At 56.4% G+C, this 21,217-nt stretch carries 19 protein-coding genes; 8 read left to right on the forward strand and 11 right to left on the reverse strand.

Annotated features, from left to right (window positions below):
* The first annotated feature begins 140 nt into the window (after positions 1-140).
* Positions 141-989 carry an SDR family oxidoreductase gene (locus HY17_RS16105; RefSeq protein WP_034768550.1) on the forward strand — a complete coding sequence of 283 codons (849 nt, stop codon included), beginning with the start codon at positions 141-143 and terminating at the stop codon, positions 987-989.
* A gap of 4 nt (positions 990-993) precedes the next feature.
* On the forward strand, positions 994-1,302 hold the full coding sequence (locus HY17_RS16110; protein WP_034768552.1) for a YciI family protein: 309 nt from the start codon (positions 994-996) through the stop codon (positions 1,300-1,302).
* 27 nt (positions 1,303-1,329) lie between these two features.
* On the opposite strand, the gene HY17_RS16115 is transcribed toward HY17_RS16110, so the two are convergent.
* Genes HY17_RS16115 through HY17_RS16130 form a run of 4 tightly spaced genes read right to left on the reverse strand, consistent with a single transcriptional unit; the run spans position 1,330 to position 4,111 of the window.
* Complete coding sequence (locus HY17_RS16115) at positions 1,330-2,130, reverse strand: SDR family NAD(P)-dependent oxidoreductase (RefSeq protein WP_034768554.1); 801 nt, start codon at positions 2,128-2,130, stop codon at positions 1,330-1,332.
* Between the two features lie 29 nt (positions 2,131-2,159).
* Entirely contained in the window at positions 2,160-3,086 is a 927-nt protein-coding gene (locus tag HY17_RS16120; RefSeq protein ID WP_034768555.1) for a VOC family protein, read from the reverse strand.
* A 33-nt stretch (positions 3,087-3,119) separates the two neighbouring features.
* Positions 3,120-3,878 (reverse strand): SDR family NAD(P)-dependent oxidoreductase, encoded by a 759-nt coding sequence (locus HY17_RS16125; RefSeq protein WP_034768558.1) that lies wholly within the window; start codon positions 3,876-3,878, stop codon positions 3,120-3,122.
* Positions 3,879-3,895: 17 nt separating this feature from the next.
* Positions 3,896-4,111: a ferredoxin gene (locus HY17_RS16130; RefSeq protein WP_034768560.1), complete on the reverse strand. Its 216-nt coding sequence runs from the start codon at positions 4,109-4,111 to the stop codon at positions 3,896-3,898.
* Between the two features lie 134 nt (positions 4,112-4,245).
* Here HY17_RS16130 and HY17_RS16135 point away from each other — a divergent pair, with 134 nt between their 5' ends.
* Together HY17_RS16135 and HY17_RS16140 are read left to right on the forward strand one after the other, a co-directional pair.
* Positions 4,246-5,667 (forward strand): aromatic ring-hydroxylating dioxygenase subunit alpha, encoded by a 1,422-nt coding sequence (locus HY17_RS16135; protein ID WP_034768562.1) that lies wholly within the window; start codon positions 4,246-4,248, stop codon positions 5,665-5,667.
* 41 nt (positions 5,668-5,708) lie between these two features.
* Entirely contained in the window at positions 5,709-6,296 is a 588-nt protein-coding gene (locus HY17_RS16140; RefSeq protein WP_197020297.1) for a 3-phenylpropionate/cinnamic acid dioxygenase subunit beta, read from the forward strand.
* 71 nt (positions 6,297-6,367) lie between these two features.
* Here HY17_RS16140 and HY17_RS16145 read toward each other — a convergent pair whose 3' ends face one another.
* Positions 6,368-7,618, reverse strand: a complete 1,251-nt coding sequence (locus HY17_RS16145) for an NAD(P)/FAD-dependent oxidoreductase (RefSeq protein ID WP_034768564.1) — start codon at positions 7,616-7,618, stop codon at positions 6,368-6,370.
* 9 nt (positions 7,619-7,627) lie between these two features.
* Complete coding sequence (locus tag HY17_RS16150) at positions 7,628-9,247, reverse strand: ATP-dependent acyl-CoA ligase (RefSeq protein WP_034768566.1); 1,620 nt, start codon at positions 9,245-9,247, stop codon at positions 7,628-7,630.
* A gap of 84 nt (positions 9,248-9,331) precedes the next feature.
* Here HY17_RS16150 and HY17_RS16155 point away from each other — a divergent pair, with 84 nt between their 5' ends.
* Positions 9,332-10,105, forward strand: coding sequence for a DUF2889 domain-containing protein (locus tag HY17_RS16155; RefSeq protein WP_155843652.1), 774 nt, complete (start codon positions 9,332-9,334; stop codon positions 10,103-10,105).
* Between the two features lie 46 nt (positions 10,106-10,151).
* A complete protein-coding gene (locus tag HY17_RS16160) occupies positions 10,152-11,282 on the forward strand; it encodes an acyl-CoA dehydrogenase family protein (protein WP_034768570.1) in 1,131 nt (376 codons plus the stop codon).
* 93 nt (positions 11,283-11,375) lie between these two features.
* Here the strand turns inward: HY17_RS16160 and HY17_RS16165 are convergent, their stop codons facing one another.
* From HY17_RS16165 to HY17_RS16175, 3 genes are all read right to left on the reverse strand, one after another.
* Complete coding sequence (locus HY17_RS16165; RefSeq protein ID WP_034768572.1) at positions 11,376-12,434, reverse strand: phosphotransferase family protein; 1,059 nt, start codon at positions 12,432-12,434, stop codon at positions 11,376-11,378.
* Between the two features lie 11 nt (positions 12,435-12,445).
* Positions 12,446-13,543, reverse strand: coding sequence for a hypothetical protein (locus HY17_RS16170; RefSeq protein WP_034768574.1), 1,098 nt, complete (start codon positions 13,541-13,543; stop codon positions 12,446-12,448).
* A gap of 94 nt (positions 13,544-13,637) precedes the next feature.
* Positions 13,638-14,180 carry a carboxymuconolactone decarboxylase family protein gene (locus HY17_RS16175; RefSeq protein ID WP_051600224.1) on the reverse strand — a complete coding sequence of 181 codons (543 nt, stop codon included), beginning with the start codon at positions 14,178-14,180 and terminating at the stop codon, positions 13,638-13,640.
* Positions 14,181-14,333: 153 nt separating this feature from the next.
* Here HY17_RS16175 and HY17_RS16180 point away from each other — a divergent pair, with 153 nt between their 5' ends.
* Positions 14,334-15,317: a lactoylglutathione lyase gene (locus tag HY17_RS16180; protein WP_034768837.1), complete on the forward strand. Its 984-nt coding sequence runs from the start codon at positions 14,334-14,336 to the stop codon at positions 15,315-15,317.
* 12 nt (positions 15,318-15,329) lie between these two features.
* On the opposite strand, the gene HY17_RS16185 is transcribed toward HY17_RS16180, so the two are convergent.
* Together HY17_RS16185 and HY17_RS16190 are read right to left on the reverse strand one after the other, a co-directional pair.
* Positions 15,330-16,172, reverse strand: coding sequence for a fumarylacetoacetate hydrolase family protein (locus HY17_RS16185; protein WP_034768576.1), 843 nt, complete (start codon positions 16,170-16,172; stop codon positions 15,330-15,332).
* Between the two features lie 25 nt (positions 16,173-16,197).
* On the reverse strand, positions 16,198-19,647 hold the full coding sequence (locus HY17_RS16190) for an indolepyruvate ferredoxin oxidoreductase family protein (RefSeq protein ID WP_081813200.1): 3,450 nt from the start codon (positions 19,645-19,647) through the stop codon (positions 16,198-16,200).
* Positions 19,648-19,916: 269 nt separating this feature from the next.
* Here HY17_RS16190 and HY17_RS16195 point away from each other — a divergent pair, with 269 nt between their 5' ends.
* The gene (locus HY17_RS16195) at positions 19,917-21,215 is read left to right on the forward strand and encodes a cytochrome P450 (protein ID WP_197020298.1); all 1,299 of its coding nucleotides are present in this window, start codon (positions 19,917-19,919) and stop codon (positions 21,213-21,215) included.
* Positions 21,216-21,217: the final 2 nt, after the last annotated feature.

Here is a 21,217-nt window from a genome sequence, read left to right on the forward strand (position 1 = left end):
CGACTTTTGTATAACTTCCTGCTGATGACCAGAACGCGATATCGGCGGTGTATTTCCGGTTTCACTCCCTGATGCGGTCCGGTCCCAAATCAAGAGCACCTCAGCTCTGTTTCTGAACGAAACGAATTTCGGATTGTCCAATGAATATCGATCTCTCAGGCAAACGGGTCATCGTTACCGGGGCCTCGCGCGGCATCGGCGCAGCAATTGCCGAAGCGTTTGCACGTGAAGGCGCCTCGGTTGCCATCTGCTCTCGGACCGAGACTGTAATCTCGTCAAAGGGGAAAGCGCTGCGTGAACTCGGTGCCAAGGATGTCATTGCACGCCCTGTCGATGTTGGAAACAGTGCTGAAGTCAGGGCCTTCGTTTCCGAAGTCGCGGGTCAATGGGGCGGTGTCGATGTACTGGTCAACAATGCGGGTCAGGGCCGGATCGGCAATCTACAGACGCTTGAGCCGGAAGACATGCTTGAGCATGCGAACTTTCTCCAGGTTGCGCATTTCCGCTTCGTCCAGGCATGCGCCCCTCACATGCAAGCCCAGAAATGGGGCCGTATCATCAATATCAATGCATTGAACGGAACTCAGGCGCCGCCCGGCGGGTTCACGACAGTCGCAAACCGTGCAGCCGGCATTGCCCTGTCCCGCTCTCTCGGCCAGGCACTGGCGCCGCACAATATTCTCGTCAACTCCCTCAATATGGGCTGGATCGATACCGGACAGTGGGACCGCCACTACAAGGAAATGCCGCAGACCATCACTCGCGAGGAGTTCATTGAGACAGTCTTGAAACCCGTTCCGCTCGGTCGTTTTGGGACACCGGAAGAAGTGGCCAATATCGTGCTGTTCCTCGCCAGCGACCTAGCGAGCTTTGTCAGCGCCGCCTCGATCGATGTCGCTGGCGGGATGCAGGGCCAGATCAACTATTATCCCAAATTGAAGCTAGAGCTTCACGAAGAAGGCAAACGCCGAGAACAGGAAAACGGGTGACACGATGGCAGACTATTTCCTCATCATCCGGCGTGATGCTCCCGGCAGCGTGGAATGTCGCAAGGCTACGATGGCAGCACACCTCAAATTCTCGGAGGACAATGCACACCGGTTCCTCGTCGGGGGCGCACTGCGCACCGATCCCGATGGCCCGGCAGAAGGCAGCGCCATGATCATCAAGGCAGACAATCTCGAAGATGCTCGCGCCTTCGCAGACCAGGATCCGTTTGAGTCGGCTGGCGTCTACGCTGACACGGAAATCAAGGTGTTTCGTGCCGGCATCGGCGAATGGATCGGCGGCAAGGTCTGGTAGGACACCATCGACCTCGCGCCGGCCTTTCTATTCATCAAGACCGGCAAGATCGGCCGGTTTCGAATTGTAGCCCGGAAGATGCAGCCCGCCATCGACATGGATCAACTCACCGGTGACGAAGTCCGACATGGATGAGGCCAGAAACACCACGACCGGCGCAACATCGGCTTCCGGCTCACCATTCCGGCCGAGCGGCTTTCTCTGAGCAGCCGCTTCTGCAAAACCGGGATTTTCCTCGACAAGTTTGTGGAACACCTCGCCCATGGCTGCCGGCGCGATGGCATTTACGTTGATGTTGAACCGCCCCCATTCGGCAGCCGCACTTCGTGTCAGACCGAGAATCGCCATCTTCGACATGTTGTAATCAGCGTGAAACCAGGCACCGACTTCCGCATCGATCGAGAAGAAGTTGATGATCTTTCCCCCTCCCCTGGCCTTCATACTTTCAAGACTGGCCCTCATGGCCCACCAGGCCGCCCACCCTCCGGATTTGAGTGTAGACTCAAGCATGGCGTCACTCTTCTTTTCAAGAGTCACGTTCGGCGACAGGGCGAATGCATTGTTCACCAGAATATCAATACCGCCGAGTGTATTGATTGTATGAGCAACGGCCGCTTCCACCTGGGTCTTCTCGCGAACATCGGTATGAATAAAATGCGCCTCGGCTCCGGCCGCGCAGAGTTCAGCAACCGCCTCTTCCCCCTTGGCGCTATTTATCTCGGCTATGACGAGACGCGCGCCCTCCTTGGCAAAGCGTTGCGCTATGCCCCGTCCGATCCCGGCGCCGCCGCCTGTGATCAGAGCAGCCTTGTTTGTCAGGTGTTGCAATTTGTTTGCTCCTGCTGTCACGACAGCTTCTAATCGAACTTCAGAAGTTCCTCAGGCGTTTTTACACTTGGTCCAATAATTGGCCCCACGAGTTCATGGCCCCACACGCTCAGTTTCTCAGGATTGAGCTCGGTATACGTATCACCCGGCCAGGGTTCAAATTCGACAATGGTTTCTACCGCAAACCCTGAAGGTCCGAAGTGATAGAATGACATGTGCGGATCCTGGGTATGTTGCCCGAGCGTCATTTGCATCTGCAGCTGTCGTTGCTTCACCAGGTCGAATGTCTCTCCGACGTCGCGGATTGACTTCACCGTCAGCCCGATATGCTGAATACCCATCTTACCCGGGGCATGACCAATACCGATATCATGGCTGGTCTTGTTGTTCAGTTTTGTCCGGAAGAACCCTGTGCGCCCCTTGCCGGCACCCCAGCCATACCAGCTCATCCCCATAGTCTTCAGGAAGAAATCTTCCAGTTCCCTGGAGAAGTCCGGTACCATGACAACTGCATGTCCGAAGCCACGTTCTTCGGTCTCGAAACCTGTGTGTGGACGGCCTGGCACAAAGGTGCCCGGATTCCATTTATGGCCGTAGAAAATCTCATGACGGAACCCTGCCGGATCCTTGAAGGAGATGAGCTCCCTCACACCGCGCCTGGTCTTGAGATCGTCATCGCCTGCGGTGTAGGCTACACTGTCTTCGTCCAGCTTGGCCTTGCAGCCTTCAAAAGCTTCGCGCCCGACGGCTTCCCATCCAAAATAGGCAACCCGGTCGATTTCACCGGGATGGAAAGCCAGCCGCCAACGGCGATCGTCCATCCGCAGATACAAGGAGTCCGGATCGTTTTCCGGATTCTTGCCAATCCCAAATCCCATGACAGACGGACCATAATCCCGCCAGGCTTCGATAGCGGGCGTTTCAAAACCGATATAGCCAATGCCGCATAAATCCATTTCCGTTTCCTCCTTGTTTCAATATGCCTTATGTCAGCCTGCGGTCATCGCACCATCGATGACGATATCCGTGCCGGACAAATACAAAGCTTCGTCAGAAGCGACAAAGACCATCATTCCAACTATGTCATCCGGGACTCCCGGCCGACCGGCGGGAATGGCCTGAGTGAGCGCGGCTTCCATGCCGGGCTGCTCCATAACGAATGAAGTACCCGGCGTTAGAATGAAGCCGGGCGAAATGCTTACAGCCCGTACACCATGGCGCGCACCTTCGAGAGCCCACTGCTTAGTCAGAGCAAGGATCGCTCCTTTGGTCGCCGCATGCGCACTATTGCCTGATGCCTTCGATCCCCGATGTCCTGCAACAGACGCCACATTGATGATCACGCCTCCATTCCGGATCAGTTGAGGCCAGGCGGCAAGCGTGGGCAGGAAGACTGAATCAAGTTCGTTGCGGAGTGTGTAGCGCCAGTCCTCAACGGTTATCTGGTCCATGCGGGCAAACCGGGCTGCCGATGCATTGTTGACCAGAACATCCAGGCGCCCGGAACGTTCGACGCTCGTTCTGACCCATTCGGACACCGCATGTTCGTCGCCGACATCGACGGTATCGGCAATCATTTTTCCCGACACCGCTTCGACCAAACGCAGAGTTTCTTCGTTCGACCGGGTATCAATGTCTGAGCCGAAAACCTGAGCGCCAGCCCTGGCAAACCGCAAGGCTGCCGCCCGGCCAAGTCCGCCGCCGGTGCCGGAGATCAGCACTGTTCTGCCAGTCAGGAAGTCGGTCATGCTGTTGGCGATCCCGCTTAGTCGATTTCCGTCAGGGTGATGACGGCCTGCGGACAGGCGTCAGCCCCTTCCTGCGCCGAGACGGCCTGATCGCCGGTTACGGTTTCAGATTTGAGTACGACCAGTCCACCCTCGTCCAAATCATAAACTGACGGACAGATTTCCTTGCACACGCCGTATCCGCAACAGAGCGAACGGTCGATTTCGATCCGGTACTTCTTCTCGCTGGACATTCTTCCTCCTGAATCGCCTGACATTCTGGGTTGGGTTTAAGATTGGCATTGCATTTTTCATACATAAACGCCATAGTTGTTCAAAATTCAATGGCGGAATTCATTTAGACCCGCGTGATCGAAGGGAAGAAACAATGGCTGACACGCTCCACCCAGATAAGCTGCAGAGTGACCCTGTGCTGCGGGATGGCACGCATCTGAGCGATCTCATCGACATGGACATGCGCGAAGTGAAAATGCGCGTGCTTTCGGACCCCGATCTCTACGAAATTGAGATGAAGAAGATCTTCGCGCGCTGCTGGCTACTTGTCGGTCACGAAAGCGAAATCCCGAACAAGGGCGACTTCATTCAGCGCGATATGGGTTCAGATTCGGTCATAGTGGCCAAGGATGCCAAGGGTGACATTCACGTCTCTCTGAATGTGTGTCCACACCGCGGCATGCGGATCACAACCCTTGAGTCGGGCAATGCCAGCAGCCATGTCTGCATTTATCACGGCTGGGCCTTCAAGCCGAACGGGGACTTCATCGGGTCTCCGATCGCCAGCGAATGCATGCACGGCACGATGCGGAGCAAGGAAGAACTTGGCCTTAGAAAAGCACGTGTAGCCATCTGGGGAGGGCTCATCTTCGCAACATTTGATCAGGATGGCCCGAGTTTCGAAGAATTCATGGGCGATGCGAAATGGTACTTCGACACGCTGTTCGACCGTACCGATTCCGGCATGGAATTGCTCGGGCCGCCGCAGCGCTTCAACATTCGCGCCAACTGGAAAACGGCTTGCGAACAGTCCGCGGCCGATGGATTTCACACGCTGACACTCCATCGCTGGCTCGCCGAAGTCGGTCCGTACGCGAAGAAGCCGGACGCCGAAGGCAAAGGAGGTGACCTATCGCCCGAAATGTATGGCTGTGAGGTGTGGACCGATCATGGCCATGCGCTGCGGTGCATCGAACTGGACAGAAAGATCGCGCGTCTCACCGGGAAAGACCCGGACACGCTTACAGTGGAGGAAAAGCTCACCGCACTACCGCCTCCAGGCATTACGCGCGAGATGGTACCGGAATTGTTGAGACGATTCTCCAAGGAGCAACTCGAAATCATGGCCTGGCGACCTCCCCAAGTGGGCGGGTTCTTCCCGAATGGCCTGTTTGAATTCATCTACCTTCCCCAGCCTGACGGCACGATCGTCGGCGCAATGGCGTTGCACGTCTACGTTCCGAAAGGCCCGGACAAGCTGGAATTCACCAACTACATCTTTGCCGAACGGGACACGCCGCCCGAACTGAAAGCCAAGATGTTGCGCCTGTCGATCCAAATGCTCGGCACGTCGGGCCTTGTTGAACAGGACGATTCTGACACCTGGCCGCACCAGACACTTGCTGCAAAAGGTGCTGTCTCCAAGGACATCACGCTGAAATATCAGGCCTGCTACGACAACAAGGGTCCAGAAAACTGGCCTGGCCCGGGTCATGTCGGTGAAGGGTTCACCAAGGATGACACGCAGTGGGCGTGGTGGCGTTACTATCATGAACTAATGACGGCGCCTGACTGATTCAGACTGCGCAACGACATACTCTTTCAGGACACACGACAATGAACCAAGCCATGCTCGCCGAACTCAAGCTACTCGAACCAACGCCCGTTCCGCCGGTTGACAGCACCCAGCGCCTGCCAGTGGGTTCGGACATCTACAATGAAATCGTCATGCACCTGTATGACGAAGCCGAACTGCTGGATGATCTCAGATTTTCAGAGTGGCTGGAGACTCTCGCAGAAGATCTTGAATACAATGTTCCGTTGCGCCATACCCGCCCATCGCGGGAAACCGACAAATCGGTCATCCGTACTGTACAGCACATGCATGACGACTATCCATCCATGCGCCTGCGCCTGATGCGCCTCACCGACACAAATAGTGCGTGGGGGGAAGACCCGCCATCCCGGTGCAGACGCCTAGTGTCTAACATTCGTGCATACATCACCAGCAATTCAAACGAATATCGCGTGGACAGCTACATGCTTCTGACACGCAGCCGGTTTGATTCCGATGCGTTCGACCTTATCCCGTGCAAGCGTCATGATGTTTTGCGCCGCGAGAACGGAAAATGGAAGCTGGCCAGACGCGAGGTCATTCTCGATCAGGCCGTTCTCGGGACACCCAACCTTGGAATTTTCCTCTAACGTTTGTTCAGATCGAATTTGAACATGCCGGCCGCATCCTCAGGGTGCGGCCGTTGATTCTTTGGCCGACTTCAACCGGCAGTCATTAGCGTCTTTAAATCCGTTTCGGAATTCGCTAACGCCGACGCGTCAACAGTTTGCCCGCGCGCAATGAGTTTCCTGGCGGCCATAAAATCCTGAACTGAGCCGCAGCTTTCGACGGCGCGAACACAGTTTCCCGTCAGGTGAAAGACCATGAACCGGTCCAACGCTGCGCTCTTGCGCACGACCTGTTGGTCGCAGCCTGCCCAGAGCCCTGCTATCTGAAGCTTCATGTCGTACTGGTCTGACCAGAACCAGGGTATGTCAGAGGCTGCCGGGTCCTTGCCACATATCTGCATGGCTACCTGCCTTGCTTGCTCGATTGCGCTTGGAACGCTTTCCAGCCGCTGAACGAGATCATATCCAACCACGGGCCGGCGTGAAACATCTCCGATAGCGAAGATGCAAGAGTCGGCCGTCCGTGAATTCTCATCGACGAATACGCCCTGATCGCAATCAAGACCGGCCGCCCGCGCAAGCTCATCATTGGCCAGGACCCCGACACCCACCACAATGCCATCGCAAGCAATACGGGTGCCGTCAGACATGACGACTGCCTTTGCCAACCCATCTGATGCGTCGACCGCCGAAACGTGCGCACCGGTCTCGAATTGCACGCCTTCTTCGACGTGGCGTTTGGTAATGAAGGCGGCGAATGTCGGACTGGCCACCCTTGCGAGCACGCGCGCCTCGCGTTCGATGACGATCGCGCGACCGCCGGTCTTCTGAATGGCCGCTGCCACCTCAAGACCTATGTACCCGGCGCCAATCAATACAAATGTCTTGCCCGGGCCGAGCGCCCGTCTGAGGGCCAGAGAATCTTCCGGCGTACGAACGGAAAAGACGTTCTGGCTCTCGGCACCTTCAATCGGGAGAACTCGGGCGCGTGCGCCTGTCGCAAGGATCAGTGAGTCATAGGAAAGCGTTTCTCCGTCTTCGAGTTCAACCTCGCACTTTGTCCGGTCAATTTTTCTTGCGACCTGCCCGATGCGCAGATCAATCCCATTTTTCTCATACCAATCTTCCGGTTTGAGGAGCACGGATGCTTCGGTCGCATCAGACACAAGCCATGACTTGGACAAAGGCGGTCTTTGATAAGGCGCGTGCCGCTCTTCGCCGACAATGGTAATCTGTCCGGGGAAGCTGAATTGTTTGAGCTGCGCGGCGACCAGTCCGCCGGCATGCCCGCCACCGATGATCACCACGCGATAAGACGGATCAGGCAAAATATCCTCCGTCATTGTGTCCTCCTATCGCTTGACCAGCTGGATATCGGAAGACTCGATATCCCATGTACTCGCAGTGACCCCTTCCTCGCGCAGGATGTACTTCAGAACCCGCCCTTGCGGATTACGCGGCATGTCGTCTCGAAACTCGATGTACCGTGGCACGGCGTAGTAGGGCATCTTGTCGATTGACCATCGGCACAGTTCTTCTTCGGAAAGGGTCGCGCCGGGTTTGAGAATGGCCGTTAGCTTGACGTCGTCCTCGATAACCTCGGACGGAACGGCATGTACCGCGACCTGCTCGATGTCCGGATGGGTGAGGAAGGTATGTTCCAACTCGAAGCTTGAAATGTTTTCCCCTCGGCGGCGCAGATAGTCTTTCTTACGATCGACAAAATAGAAAAAGCCGTCCTCATCAAACTTGCCAATATCGCCGGTGTGAAACCAGAGATCTTTCATCAGCTTCAAAGTCTCTTCCGGTCGTTTCCAATACCCTTGGAACATGATGTCAGGCTGCAGGGGACGAACAATGATTTCGCCCGCCTCGCCCACTGGCAGCTCGACGTCGTTTTCATCAACGATCCGCACATCAAATTCAGGCACGCGTTTTCCCGAAGATCCGGGTGCCGCATATTCCCCGGCCGATAGCGATGTCACAACGGCTGCTTCCGTCAGACCATACCCGTTTGACCCGACCTGCTTGGCACCAAAGCGGTCCCGCCAGATGGATTTCATCTCTTCGCTGAACGGGTTTCCTTTTACAGTATGGATCTGGCCAAAGCATTTTTTCTGGGCGTCATTCTCAGGTGCCTGCGCCAGAAGATTTCCCATCGCACCTAGGATCGAAATCGCGGTTGCGCCACTGCGCTCAATTTCTGGCCAGAATTTCGAAACCGAAAACCGAGGTGTGTAAGCGACAGTAGCATTGGCAAGAACGACGGAGATGAAACTGGTACAAAGCGCATTCGCGTGGAACAGGGGTAGCGGCGTCCACAGAATATCCTTGTCTGTGATTGGCGCGGCCCGAGTCTGCTGACGAGCAAGATTGCACATATAGTTGTAGCTCAACATGCAGCCCTTGGACGGACCGGTTGTCCCGGAAGTGTAGATGAGAGCCGACAGGTCCGACGGCATGGGCCGGAATTCGATGGCTGAGGTGTCGGACCCGCGATGGCGATCGAGCGGCTCGACTTTCAAACCAGCCATTTTGGCGCCTTTCCAGTCTCCACGATGAAGCAGGTACTGAACCTCGGGAAGTGAGGTGGATATCTCGGCGAACCGGTCGACGTAATCCTGTTCGCAGACGACGAGTTTTGCACCGGCATCACTGACTTGGTGGCGCAGAAATCCGCCTTTGAGCGCTGTATTTACCGGGACGAAGACCGCGCCGATCTTGTTCGCTGCGAGCCAGCAGACGATCGCATCGATGTTGTTGTCGAGCATCGAGACTACGGTCTCGCCCGGATTGATGCCGAGACCCGCAAGCATATGCGCAAAGCGCGTCGCCCGGCTTTCAACTTCCAGATAGGAATACGTCTCACCTTCGAAATCAGCGAGAACCTTGTCGGGTGTCTTGGCAACGGCACGCTGCAGCGCGTCGATGACCGTGTCACGCTCACCCAAGCTCCAACCTGAATTTGCCATCTGTCTCCCTTTCACGGCTGATTTTCAGCTCACCCTTGCATTATTCTATACATTTTTGCCTTATGTGTATAATATTTAGTTTGTTTGAAACGCAAGGATTCTTGTCGGGTGCAGGGCTTTTTCCGAAAAATTATCATTTCTGCGCGCCATGAACCGGATGGTGCCGCGCGCGCCAGGGCCGTACTCGAGGATGATTTTCATCATTTTCGGGTGGAGATCATGGCGAGAGATGGCCACATCACAGGGACCTCGGCGGAAGCCCTGCGATTTCCCTACTCAACATGTCCAGCAGCCAGCAATGCCTTGAAGGGACTGATTGGCAAACCCATCAGCGCGACTGCCCATGAAGTCTACCGGCAGATCGACGCCCGGCTTCAATGCACGCATATGCTGGACCTTGCAGGCCTCTCCAGTGCAATGCTCGCTACCGGAGCGACATTAAAAGAATACGACATTCACGTCTCTGACCGGACCAACGACGCCTATATGGTCAAACTGACCTTGGACGGCGCCCGACGCCTGCATTGGCAGGTGGGTGGCGATACTATTCTGTCCCCACCCCCCTTTTCAGGCCGGAGCCTCAAAGCCGGATTTGCAGGTTGGGTAATTGAGGAACTTGATCCGGTCATGAGCGAAGCTGCGCTCGTTGCCCGCCGATGCGCGATGATCTCGATCGGGCGCCAGAAGAACCTTGATGCGACCCGCCACGCAGCAGCGACGGGACACTGCTACTCACAGCAACCCGAACGCCATCGCGACGCGCGACGGATCGTTGGCTCGACCCTCGATTTTTCGCACACCCATTCAGCACTGTGCGCAACCGATCGCGCATGGATGGATCCCGCAAACACAAATTGAACGACACGACAAACAACCCGACACCGGCGAATGAGGAGACCCAAGAATGCGTACCGTCTATCGTGATGACCATGAAATGTTTCGAGACCAGGTCCGTCGATTTGTCGACAAGGAAATCGTGCCCTTTCATGCCGAGTGGGAAACGAATGGCATCGTTCCCAAGGAAATATGGCTCAAAGCAGGCGAGCAGGGTCTGCTATGCCTGACCATTCCCGAGGAATATGGCGGTCCGGGCGGTGACTTCGGGCACGCTTCCATTCTCATCGAGGAACTGGCGCGCGCCAATGCAACGGCCGTCGGGTTTACAACCCATTCCGACATATCGGCCCCCTACGTTCTGGCTTATGGTACAGAGGAGCAGAAACAGAACTGGTTACCTAAAATGGCCAGCGGGGAGAAAATCTGCGCCCTTGCTCTCACCGAACCCGGTACCGGTTCAGACCTGCGCGCCATCAGAACGACGGCCAAGCCTGATAGCGAAGATGTTCTCATCACCGGTCAGAAGACATTCATCTCAAACGGCGCGAATTCAGACGTCGCCATCGTTGCAACCAAGCTGGATCCCACGCCGAGCGGCCGGGAAATCACGCTGTTCATCGTGGACCATGAGCGGGAGGGCTGTTCAAAGGGACGGAAACTCGAAAAAATCGGCCTCAAGGGTCAGGACACCAGCGAACTCTTCTACGACAATGTCCGTGTACCTAAGACAGAAATGCTGGGCGATCCTCAGAAAGGTTTCTTCTGCCTGACGCAACAGCTGGCAAAGGAGCGTCTCATCATTGCCATTCGCGCCGCAGCATCGGTCGATGCGCTATTCGAGGAAACTCTAGACTATGTGAAGAACAGGAAAGCCTTTGGACAACCTCTGGCAGAATACCAGAATACCCGGTTCACGCTGGCACATTGCAAGGCAAAGGCCACCATGCTGCGATCCTTTGTGGATGACTGCCTGGGTCAGCTGCTGCGCGATGAGCTTACGCCAGATGTCGCAGCCATGGCGAAACTCCTTGGCGCGGAGATGCAGGGGGAACTGCTCGACCAGTTCCTGCAGCTGCATGGCGGATACGGCTTCATGAGCGAATACAAGGTCTCAAGAGCCTGGGTAGATGCGCGCGTAGCGCGAATCTATGGCGGCACGTCCGAAATCATGAAGGAAATCATTGCCCGGACTTTCTAGGACGGCCATTCGGCTGCCTGACAATAAGCCTTAACACGTGTGCCGGGCGAACTTTTTCGCCCGGCACACTGCCCTGCCGAGATGCGGCTCTGGTCAAAGCCCAATAAGACTGTCAAGCTTTTCGAAATGCGTGATGGTGAGCATGCCCTTGGTGTTTCCAGACCGGTCGAGATAATTCTGATCCTGCTCAATTCGGGTATAGACAACCGCTAGCCGATAAGCCGCGAGAACGTCGTAGTAGTTGAAGTTCTCGACCGTCCTTCCGGTCAAGGCTTCATATTTAGCAATCGTCGCCTCACGATCTGGGAATCCCTTCAAACGCGGTGTCGGGGATCTGGGGCGTCCTTCGCTCGCCGCCCAGTCGACATGGATAAACCATGCCAGGTCGGCGATCGGATCGCCGATTGCTGCCATTTCCCAGTCGAGCGCCGCTACGACGGACAGATCATCATCAAATATCATATTTCCGATACGGGCATCGCCCCAGCACAGGCATTGGCAGGGCGGTGTAAACGCATTTTCGATCAACCACCGCCGCGCTGCCACTAACGTATCGGGAACCGGATCGTGATTCTGGGCCAGAACGGCGTCGTAAAGCCTGATCTGTCCTTCCATGAATCCCGTTTGTTCCGGAACGCCAAGCATATCGAGACCGGTTCCAGCCGCATCAACAGCATGAACTTGGGCGACAGTCTTCAAACCGCTCCACCAGACTTTTTCACGCTCGGCTTCGCTGGATTCGAACAAACGCCCGGCGCTGTGATAGGGGGGGAAATCCCCCGGTATCCAGCCAGACACTCTTTCCATAACGTAGAAGGGCATGCCGAGGACGGCCTGATCGGTTTCGACACCAAACACGGCTGGACTTGGCACCGATGTCTGCTGGAGGCGCTTCAGCAATTCATACTGCTGCTGCATATCGTAGGACTCGGGCGGAAAGACGTGGAATCCGGAAGGCGGCCAGCGAATAACCAGCTCCCTGGAGATCAGCTCACAACCCTGCTGGTAGGCAACACTTACAAAATAGGTCTCGTTCGACGCGCCTGCTCCCGGTGCGGTCAGAGCCGAAACCTCGAGTTTTTGCGCGCCGGGGATTCGGGCTCCAAACCAGCCGGTCAGGCGGTGGCGGGCAGTCTCCATGTCAATTGTCATCGCGAATGTCTTTACCTTGCGGGCGCATATTTCGGGTGCTGCCCATGGATCCCGAACTGGATCATTCCGTAGCCTGCCTGATCGCCGCAACGGCACTCGACAACAAAGGTCGGCGCCGCCGAAACATCACGCATCGCAGTCGGGTCCGAGGTGTCGAGTATCTCCCCGTCCGACCAGTTCTCACCCATCCAGCGGCCCAGCCTGAATCCCTTGTATGGCCAGTAGCCGGCCGCCTGCAGATAGATCAGCGTGATTGGCCTGATCTCGATGGTTCGCCGAGTGCCATCTTCGGCTATTGCCGTGATCGTTGCGCCAGCCAGGAGACGGGTGCCCTCAACCAATCTGAAATCATGTTCCTCGCCGACGAGCCGGACTTCGTCATCGTGGCCGCCGGCAGACCGCACTAGGCTGCCTGTGAAATCGAGAACCTCGCCATTGTGATCTTCTCGAAGGCTCGAACAGACCGCCCAGTCCTCGAACTGGAAGATGTGCCAGTCACCCAGAAATCCGAGCAAGGGTTCAGGGGGCTGAAAGCCTTGAGCTTCTGCATAGAGATTGTGTTGCCAGCGTACGCCCCACGAATGGTCCCGGTGCGCGTACCATTCGTCAGACCGGATATCATGCACTTTCCCGTCCACCTTGAGCCAACCCTTGGCCCGTCCGGTCTGCGCATAGCGCGAAATACTCTCAATCACACGGCCGCGATTTCGGGCAAATTGTGGAATTTCCTCTTGCGGCGGCATGGCTGCCTCAAACTCGACTTCCCAGCTATGACCCTGCTCGTTTTCCTCAAGCGCCCAAGTCACCCGCTTCATCCCTTCAATGATCTGGTAGGACAAGGGCCCGACACGGACCTCATCGGTGACCGGTCGGAACACCCGGGACGCGCGAAGATTGTGCTGGCGCTTGCCATCGACCATCAACAGGCCTGACGCATCCATCACATTGCGGTTTGTTGAAACACCGAAATGGGAGCTCAGGAAGAACTGCCCGCTCCGGTCATGCGCGCAACACCAGACATTTTCCCGCCAATTGTCGCCCGTATCGACAACATGGTCGAATGTGGTCGGTGTCTGATGGCAGAGCATTTCATCATATTTGCTGAGCACGTCATCCTCCAAGTGTATCGTTCGTGTTCATTCCGGTTTGGCTTTGACAGCGCTTCGGCTCGTAGTGGGTCATGGAACGTTCCACCGACCGCCTTCAGGATCCCGAATAAGCTTTCTGGGCATGGGTCATACGCCCGCCAGCCAGCATGAGCGCGGCGAACATATTGATCTCGACAATCTGCTCGTCGCTGAAATATGTCCTGAGTTGTTCGAATGTCTTGTCGGTAATCGTGTCATGGTCCCCGGCGAGCCGTGCGGCGAAGTCCATGGCAGCGTGCTCGGCGCGATTGAAGCGTTCGTCGCCGGCGGCAATGCAGGCAACATCCTCTGCCGAAACGGTGTCGCTTTTCCTGGCCAATTTGCACGCTTCACAATTGGTTATCGCGGCAATACGCAAACGGATGAGTTCGCGCAGGCGCTCGGTCAGAACACTTTCGCTGTAAAAGCTCTCTATCAGGGAGAGCCAGTTCGTTGCCTGCACAGGACGATGTGCCCAGATCCGCGCGGGAACTGTTGAGCTAAGAATTCCAAGATCTTCCAGGCGGTAGACTTTCTCCTTGAGATCGGCCGGCAAACGTTCCTCTGGCAAGGGTCGGATCCTGGGATCGCCGTCTTTCAAGTCATTCGCCTGACGCATTGCTTGTCCTCCCAACAGCCTGTTCCGGACTGTTCGCATTTGCGGCGTCGAAATTATTGACACTTTTCTCGTTATTGTTCAATAAAAAGCTTGTGAGCACGCACCTGACATCAGGGCGGATATCAGATGCTCGAGCTAAAGGAGGAACCCAACATGCAATACGATCTGCTGCTCAGCGGCGACATGATGCTGCCAGACCCGGACGGAATGGCCGATCTATTGACCGACAAGCTCGGTATCCACCAGCACAAGAACTGGCGCCAAGCCTTCGACAATCACCCCTACATCGCTCACTTCCTGCGTGTTAACAAATCACTGGCAATGTCCCCCACGCGGATTGAACCGCAATGGCATCTCGACAAGCCCAATCCGGGTGATCCGCTTTTCCATGATTTTCTTGAGAGCCTGAAGGATTTCCAGGGCCGGCATCGCCCCATGGTCACCCATGCCGTCGTGCTGACTTGCCTAAACTCGGAACTTGGCGGGCTGATCGACCGTCTCCACAAGCGCAAGCTCAGATTCCGGCTCGCTCAGCGTACAAAGGAAATGCCATTCGACCGGCTTTGGTTCGGGGCCACACCGGAAGACCCGGTCTACAAGCCAGACGTGGATGGCGGCTTGTGCATCGAAATCATTCCCACCGAAGCTCCCATGTTCCCGCCCGAAACGTTTGCCGACCCCTGTCCCGAACCGGTAGGCTTGGCGCCCGGCGATATGGTTCGCGTCACACGAAGAGGATTCCTGGTCCGCGACCTCGACTGGACGCTTGCCCGCTGTGCGGAAAACATCGACCTTGAGCCAAGCGCCCCCGTCAAGCACTTCAAGCGCGATGGCTATAAACTTGCCAGGTTCGGTTTCAGATCCAAGCAGAGCGCAACTCTTGACGTCATCGAGCCGACACAATGGGACAGCGCGCCTGGGCTGTACCTCCACAATTGGGGGCCTGGCCTTTATTATATCCGCATCGCCGTCACCGATCTCAAGGCGCGCGCTGAACAACTCAAGGCAAAAGGCGTCGCATTCGAATGGGTTGAAGGCGTTGAGGCCACGGAAGGGCGCCCGCTGATCAAAGTCGACCCGTCAGAACTCCGTGGTCAGATGTTTGAATTCGAAGAGTACGTCTCGCCCAATCAATAAACAGACTGACAATCAGTCCTTCGAAACGGTGTTGCGAAGGAGGCCGACACCTTCAATTTCAGCCTCCACAACATCCCCCGCTTTAAGAAACTTTCCCGATCCGTCAGCGACTCCATCCGGCGTGCCCGTGAAGAGGAGATCGCCAATACCGAAACTTGATCGTTGCTGAACGAACCGGATGATTTCGTCGACCTTGAACGTCATGTCGCCCGTACTGGCATTCTGGCGGATCTCACCATTCACGCGCGTCATCATACGGCAGACCGGCGTGGCATCAGCCGGAAACTCGTCGCGCGTCACAATCCAAGGTCCGACCGGCGTTGATCGGTCCTGGCTTTTCGCAGCGAAGAGATCCATGCCAATCCCTTTCGGCCCGGATCTTTGTAGGTCGCGTGCACTGACATCGTTGCCGACTGTCCACCCGAGAACACTCTTATATGGATTGTTGAGGTCAACCCGATCAGTTCCAATGACCGCGACAAGTTCAACTTCATAATCGAGTTTTTCGGTCAGCGGCGGATAGCGAATATCGTCATGCGCTCCGATCAGCGCGCCGTTCGCTTTCAGGAAGGCAAAAGGCGACTGAACCTGAGGAACGCCGAACTCGGTCAGGTGCTTGGAATAGTTCGCTCCGGCTACAACAACCCGAGCCCAAGGATCGAAGGGCGGCAGGAAACGCAATTCATCGGTTGCGAGCGGTGTACCTGTCAGCTGCAAGGCATCCAGACCGTCTCCAGACGTAATCGCCGGCGCCCAGTCCCGGAATGACGCCCCGATCCGGCGAACCGAGGTACCGGTCTCTTCGCGCCGGCACCAGAACTCTTCACGGCCGTTGCTGACTCTCGCTAACTGCATGGACTGTTATTCTCCCTGACCAATTTTATCCGCGCGCGATCAACCGCGTCTTCTTTGGTGTGCCGCACTGAGAGACGAGCCCAGTTTCCGCCTCTCGGACTTCCACTTTGTAATCTTCAACCGAAGCAGCCTTGATATGGCCATAACCTCGGATGAGGCGGGGTGCAGCTAGCAATCTTCTGGCGGCATCCTCGTTGACCTGGCTGAGGTTTCCGGCAAGGCGAGCGATTTGCTCAATGTATTCGTCCCGCAGGGCCCGTTCCATTTTACGCTCCTCGGTCCAGCCGAAAGGATCTGCCCAACTGCCCCGCAGACGTTTTCCGGCGGCAAGAAGTGGCATAAGCTTGAAAAAGAAGGAAGGAAGCTTCATTTTCTGGAGCGTTCCATCTTCTTTTTTTCGCGCAATCAAAGGCGGCGCCATATGTAGGCGGACCTTGTAACGACCGGAGAAATTCGACCGAAGCGTCTGCCGATATTCATCGCTCGCATACAGGCGAGCCACTTCGTACTCATCCTTGTATGCCATCAGCTTGAAGAGATTCTCAGCTGCAATCCGGACGAAGTCACCTTCTGCTTGTGCATTTGCCGTCTGCAACGGACGCAACGCGGCCCGGAAACGCTCGGCGTAGGCCCGATCCTGATAGGCTACCAGCTCAGCGGTTCGCTTGTCGATGAGTTCGTCGATCGACAGAGGTTTCCTGGAAATCGTTTTCACGCTCGCCCAGCCTTCATCCAGCGCCATCTGACGCCCAAGCTCAAAGGCACGCCGGTTCTGCTTGACCTTGACACCAACCTCCTCCATCGCGCGAACTATGCTCGCAAGCCCGATCGGTATATGGCCTCTCTGCCAGGCTGATCCCAACAGGCACATGTTCGCGAAAATCGGATCCCCGAGTTCCTCGCGAACTACTCGATCAGCGTCAAGCACCGTGAAGCTTGAGGAATTCGTTTCAATCTGTCTCTGCATGGACGCCCGTTCATGCCGAGCATCCCGCGCCCCAATCATGTCTGCCGTGGGCAGGATCCGGTGATTTGCGACAACACGCGTCTTGTCTGCAGACATAAGAGGCAGAATTGTTTCGCTGTGTGCAAGGACAATGTCATTCGTCAGAACTGTGTCTGCCCCACCTGATCCAACGCGCGCGCTTACAACAGCTTCCGGAGATGGAGACATGCGGATATGGGAATAAACACCGCCGCCTTTTTGCGCCATACCAAGGGCATCGACAGCATTTACAGCAAGGCCCTCAAAGTGCCCTGCCATGCATAGCATGGCACTGAGAGAGGTGATGCCCTGCCCGCCAACACCTGCAAGGACGAGGTTGAACACGGAGTCTCCTGTCAGCTTGGTAAGGCTTGGCGCGGCGAGGTCAGCAGAAGGCGTGGCGTCTTTCTTTTTGGGCGGAGCAAGTTCCGCACCTTCGAGTGTTACAAAGCTCGGGCAGAAGCCATCTGTGCACGCAGCATCAACATTGCAGGCAGACTGGTCGATTCGACGCTTCTGTCCAAAATCGGTTTCGACCGGCTCGACGGCCATGCAGTTGGATTTGGCAGAGCAATCGCCACAACCTTCGCAGACGCGCTCATTGATGAATATCTTCTTGCTTGGGTCGGCGGTCAGCCCACGCTTTCGCTTGCGACGGAGTTCGGTTGCGCACGTCTGGACATAGATAATCACCGTAGTCCCGGGCACGTCCCGAAGGCGCTTCTGAACCGTATCGAGTTCGCTGCGATCGTAAAAGTTGACGCCTGACGGAAATCCGGTGGCGGTCTCGTGGCTTGCGGGGTCGTCACTCACGACAACGAGTTCCGAAACGCCTTCTGCTGCGATCTGGGCTGCCATCGCCGCCGGGCTGAGCGGGCCATCAACGGACTGCCCACCCGTCATAGCGACGGCATCGTTGAACAGGACTTTATAGGTAATGTTCACCTTGGCGGCGACGGCTTGCCGGATCGCGAGGATGCCAGAATGGAAATATGTACCATCCCCCAGATTCGTGAAGATGTGCTTTTCGCTCGTGAACGGAGCCTGGCCGACCCAAGTGATGCCTTCAGCCCCCATCTGGGTAAAGGTCGAGGTCTGCCGTGGCATGTACTGAACCAGGTAATGACAACCGATACCTGCGCTGGCCCGGCTGCCCTCCGGCACAACCGTCGAGCTGTTATGCGGACAACCTGGACAATAGAATGGCGCACGCGACGCCAGTGCGGGCGTATTCGAAGGCGCAACCTTGATACGAGCCAGATGAGAACGCATCTGCTCTGTATGTAATGATTCAGGCAGCCATTTGCCGATTGCGCGCGCGACATCATCTGCCGACAACTCCCCGAACTCGCTGATCAGGGGCCGCCCCTCATCGTCGAACTTTCCGAGAAGGGCTGGTCGCTGGCTGTCCTTGAGGCCGTAACCGACTTTACGCAGCTGGCTTTCGACTAGGCTCCTGCGTTCTTCCACCACTAGAACGGATTGCGTTCCCCGGATGGCATCAAGCGCGCGCTGGGGCTCCAACGGCCAGACGAGGCCCGGCTTGTAGATCCGAAGGCCAAGCGATTTGGCCACGTCCGCCGTGATCCCGAGATCGCTTAACGCCTGCGTGACATCCCGATATGCCTTGCCCTGCGTAACAAGACAAAATCTCGCATGAGGGGCTTCGAGGAGCGTCTGGTCAAAGGAATTGGCGCGGGCAAAAGCAAGGGCAGCGGGCAGCCGCTTCAGGCGAACTCTTTCTTCTTGCTGTAGGGGGGTGTCTTTTTCGCGAATCCAGAGATCCGGGTCGCCGCTGAACGGATAGTCCGGATAGTTCGTTGCGAACATGCCTGCATCCACCGTTAGGTTCGCCGTGGAGTCCATCAGTTCGGCAACCACCGTCATCGCGGACCAAAGCCCGCTATAGCGCGACAGGTCAAATGCCTTCACGCCATATTCGAGGACTTCGCGAATGGTTGACGGCGCAAGGACCGGAATTTCGGCATCGATGAAATTGTACTCACTCTGCGCCGGAAGTGATGAGGATTTTGCGCCGTGGTCGTCGCCGGCGATGGCAAGGACCCCGCCCTTGCGGGAGACGCCCGCATAGTTGGCGTGCTTGAAGGCATCGCCTGAGCGGTCGACGCCGGGCGCCTTTCCGTACCAGAGGCCGAAGACACCCTCGACCTGCGCCCCGCTGAACAGTCCGACTTGCTGAGATCCCCACACAGCCGTCGCGCCGAGGTCTTCATTGATGGCGGGAAGGACTTCGATGCCTGCCCGCGAGAGACGTTGGGCCTCATTTTCAAGTTTCATGTCGAACGTTGCGAGCGGCGAGCCTCTGTAGCCAGACACAAATCCGCCTGTCCGCCAGCCCTTTGCCTGGTCGAGCCGGGCGCGCTCAAGGAGCATGCGGACAAGGGAATCGACCCCTGATGTCAGGATGGACACGTCGTGGCTCTCAAAACGCTCAGACCTAAGATCAGCGCTTGATCCTGAATACGGCATGTCATCTCCTTCATCACACTGGAGTGCCTCGGCGATTTCTCTCCCCAGGCCGACCTTGCAGACAGTTTTTTATACACTTTTGATTTATTCGTGTAATAAATAACCCCTAGCACGCAATGGGCTGGTGAATCCATGCTTTTTTCGACATATATTGGATTTATGTCCATTTATATGGTGGTGATGGCAGGGGCAATGGACTGTCCACGCCGGAAAAGGTTTGCTGGCGATGAACATGACGAATAGTTCTGTTCAATAATGGAGGAAGAAAAATGGCGGACATACCGACGATGGAGTTGCCGCAGGAGGACGTGGCAAAAGCCTATGCGGGCGTTAGTCAAAACTACCGCGGCACGGTCGAGGACCCACACCCGATTTATGCAAGGATGCGACGAGAGGCCCCCGTTTATCGGGGTGACTTCATGGCCGAGATGGGAGTGCCCTCAATCGCTCGTCCCGATGAGAGCCGGCCAGTCTACACCCTGTTCAAGCACAATGACGTAATGGCTGTACTGCGCGATGCGCGCCGTTTCACGAGCGGCTTCATTGCTGAGGGTCTGGGCGCCTTCATGGACAATTTCATTCTCACTGGAATGGACGGCGAAGAACACAAGGCGGCGCGCGCACTCCTGACACCAGTGTTTTCGCCCAGCGTCGTAAATCAGCTGAAGGCCGAACGTATCGATCCGATCATTCGTGACGAATTCGTCCTGCCACTTGCCGCCCGCCCCGAGAAATCCGCTGACCTCATCGCTGACTTTGGACTCTGGTTCCCAATAAGAGTCATCTATTCCCTTATTGGATATCCGGACAACGACCCGGACGCCATTTCCCAATATGCTGCCTGGGGGCTCGACATACTGGCGGGTCCGCAAGTCGATCCTTCAAAAGCGTCCCAAGCACGCGAAAAAGCGATGCATGCTGCAAAGGCTATCTATGATGCGACGCTTCCGATTATCGAACAGAGGCGTGCAATGGACGAAAGCGGCAGTGATTTGATCAGCCTGCTGATTGCCGCCGAAGAGGATGGTAACCGTCTGACTGACAATCAGATTGCGACATTCGTGCGCGGCCTGCTGCCGGCAGCTGCCGAAACGACAACGCGAACATTCGGGACTGCGATAAGCTGCCTGCTGGGCGACCCTGACCTTTTGGATCGAGCCAGACAGGATCAGTCGGTGATAGCCAAAGTTGTTGATGAAGCTGTTCGCTTCGAACCGACCGCAACTTTCAAGGTCCGGGAAGCCGCCGAGGAGGTTACAATCCGGGATGTCACCATCGAAAAGGGTGCGATGGTGTCCTGTATCGTCTCATCTGCAAACCGCGATGAGGACGTATTCGAGAATGCCAACCTCTTCGATCCTTTCAGACCGCAAAAACCGTCCTTCGGATTCGGATTCGGCCCGCACATGTGCATCGGATTGTTCGTAGCGAAAGCCGAAATCATCGCGGCGATCAACAGCTTGCTCGAACACCTTCCGGGACTGCGGCTCGATCCGAACCAGCCACCTCCCAAGGCGGTGGGCCTGCAGCTCAGGGGACCCGAGCGTGTCGATGTCGTCTGGTCATAGGT

Origin of the sequence: Hyphomonas sp. CY54-11-8, assembly GCF_000682735.1 — a bacterium.
GTDB lineage: Bacteria > Pseudomonadota > Alphaproteobacteria > Caulobacterales > Hyphomonadaceae > Hyphomonas.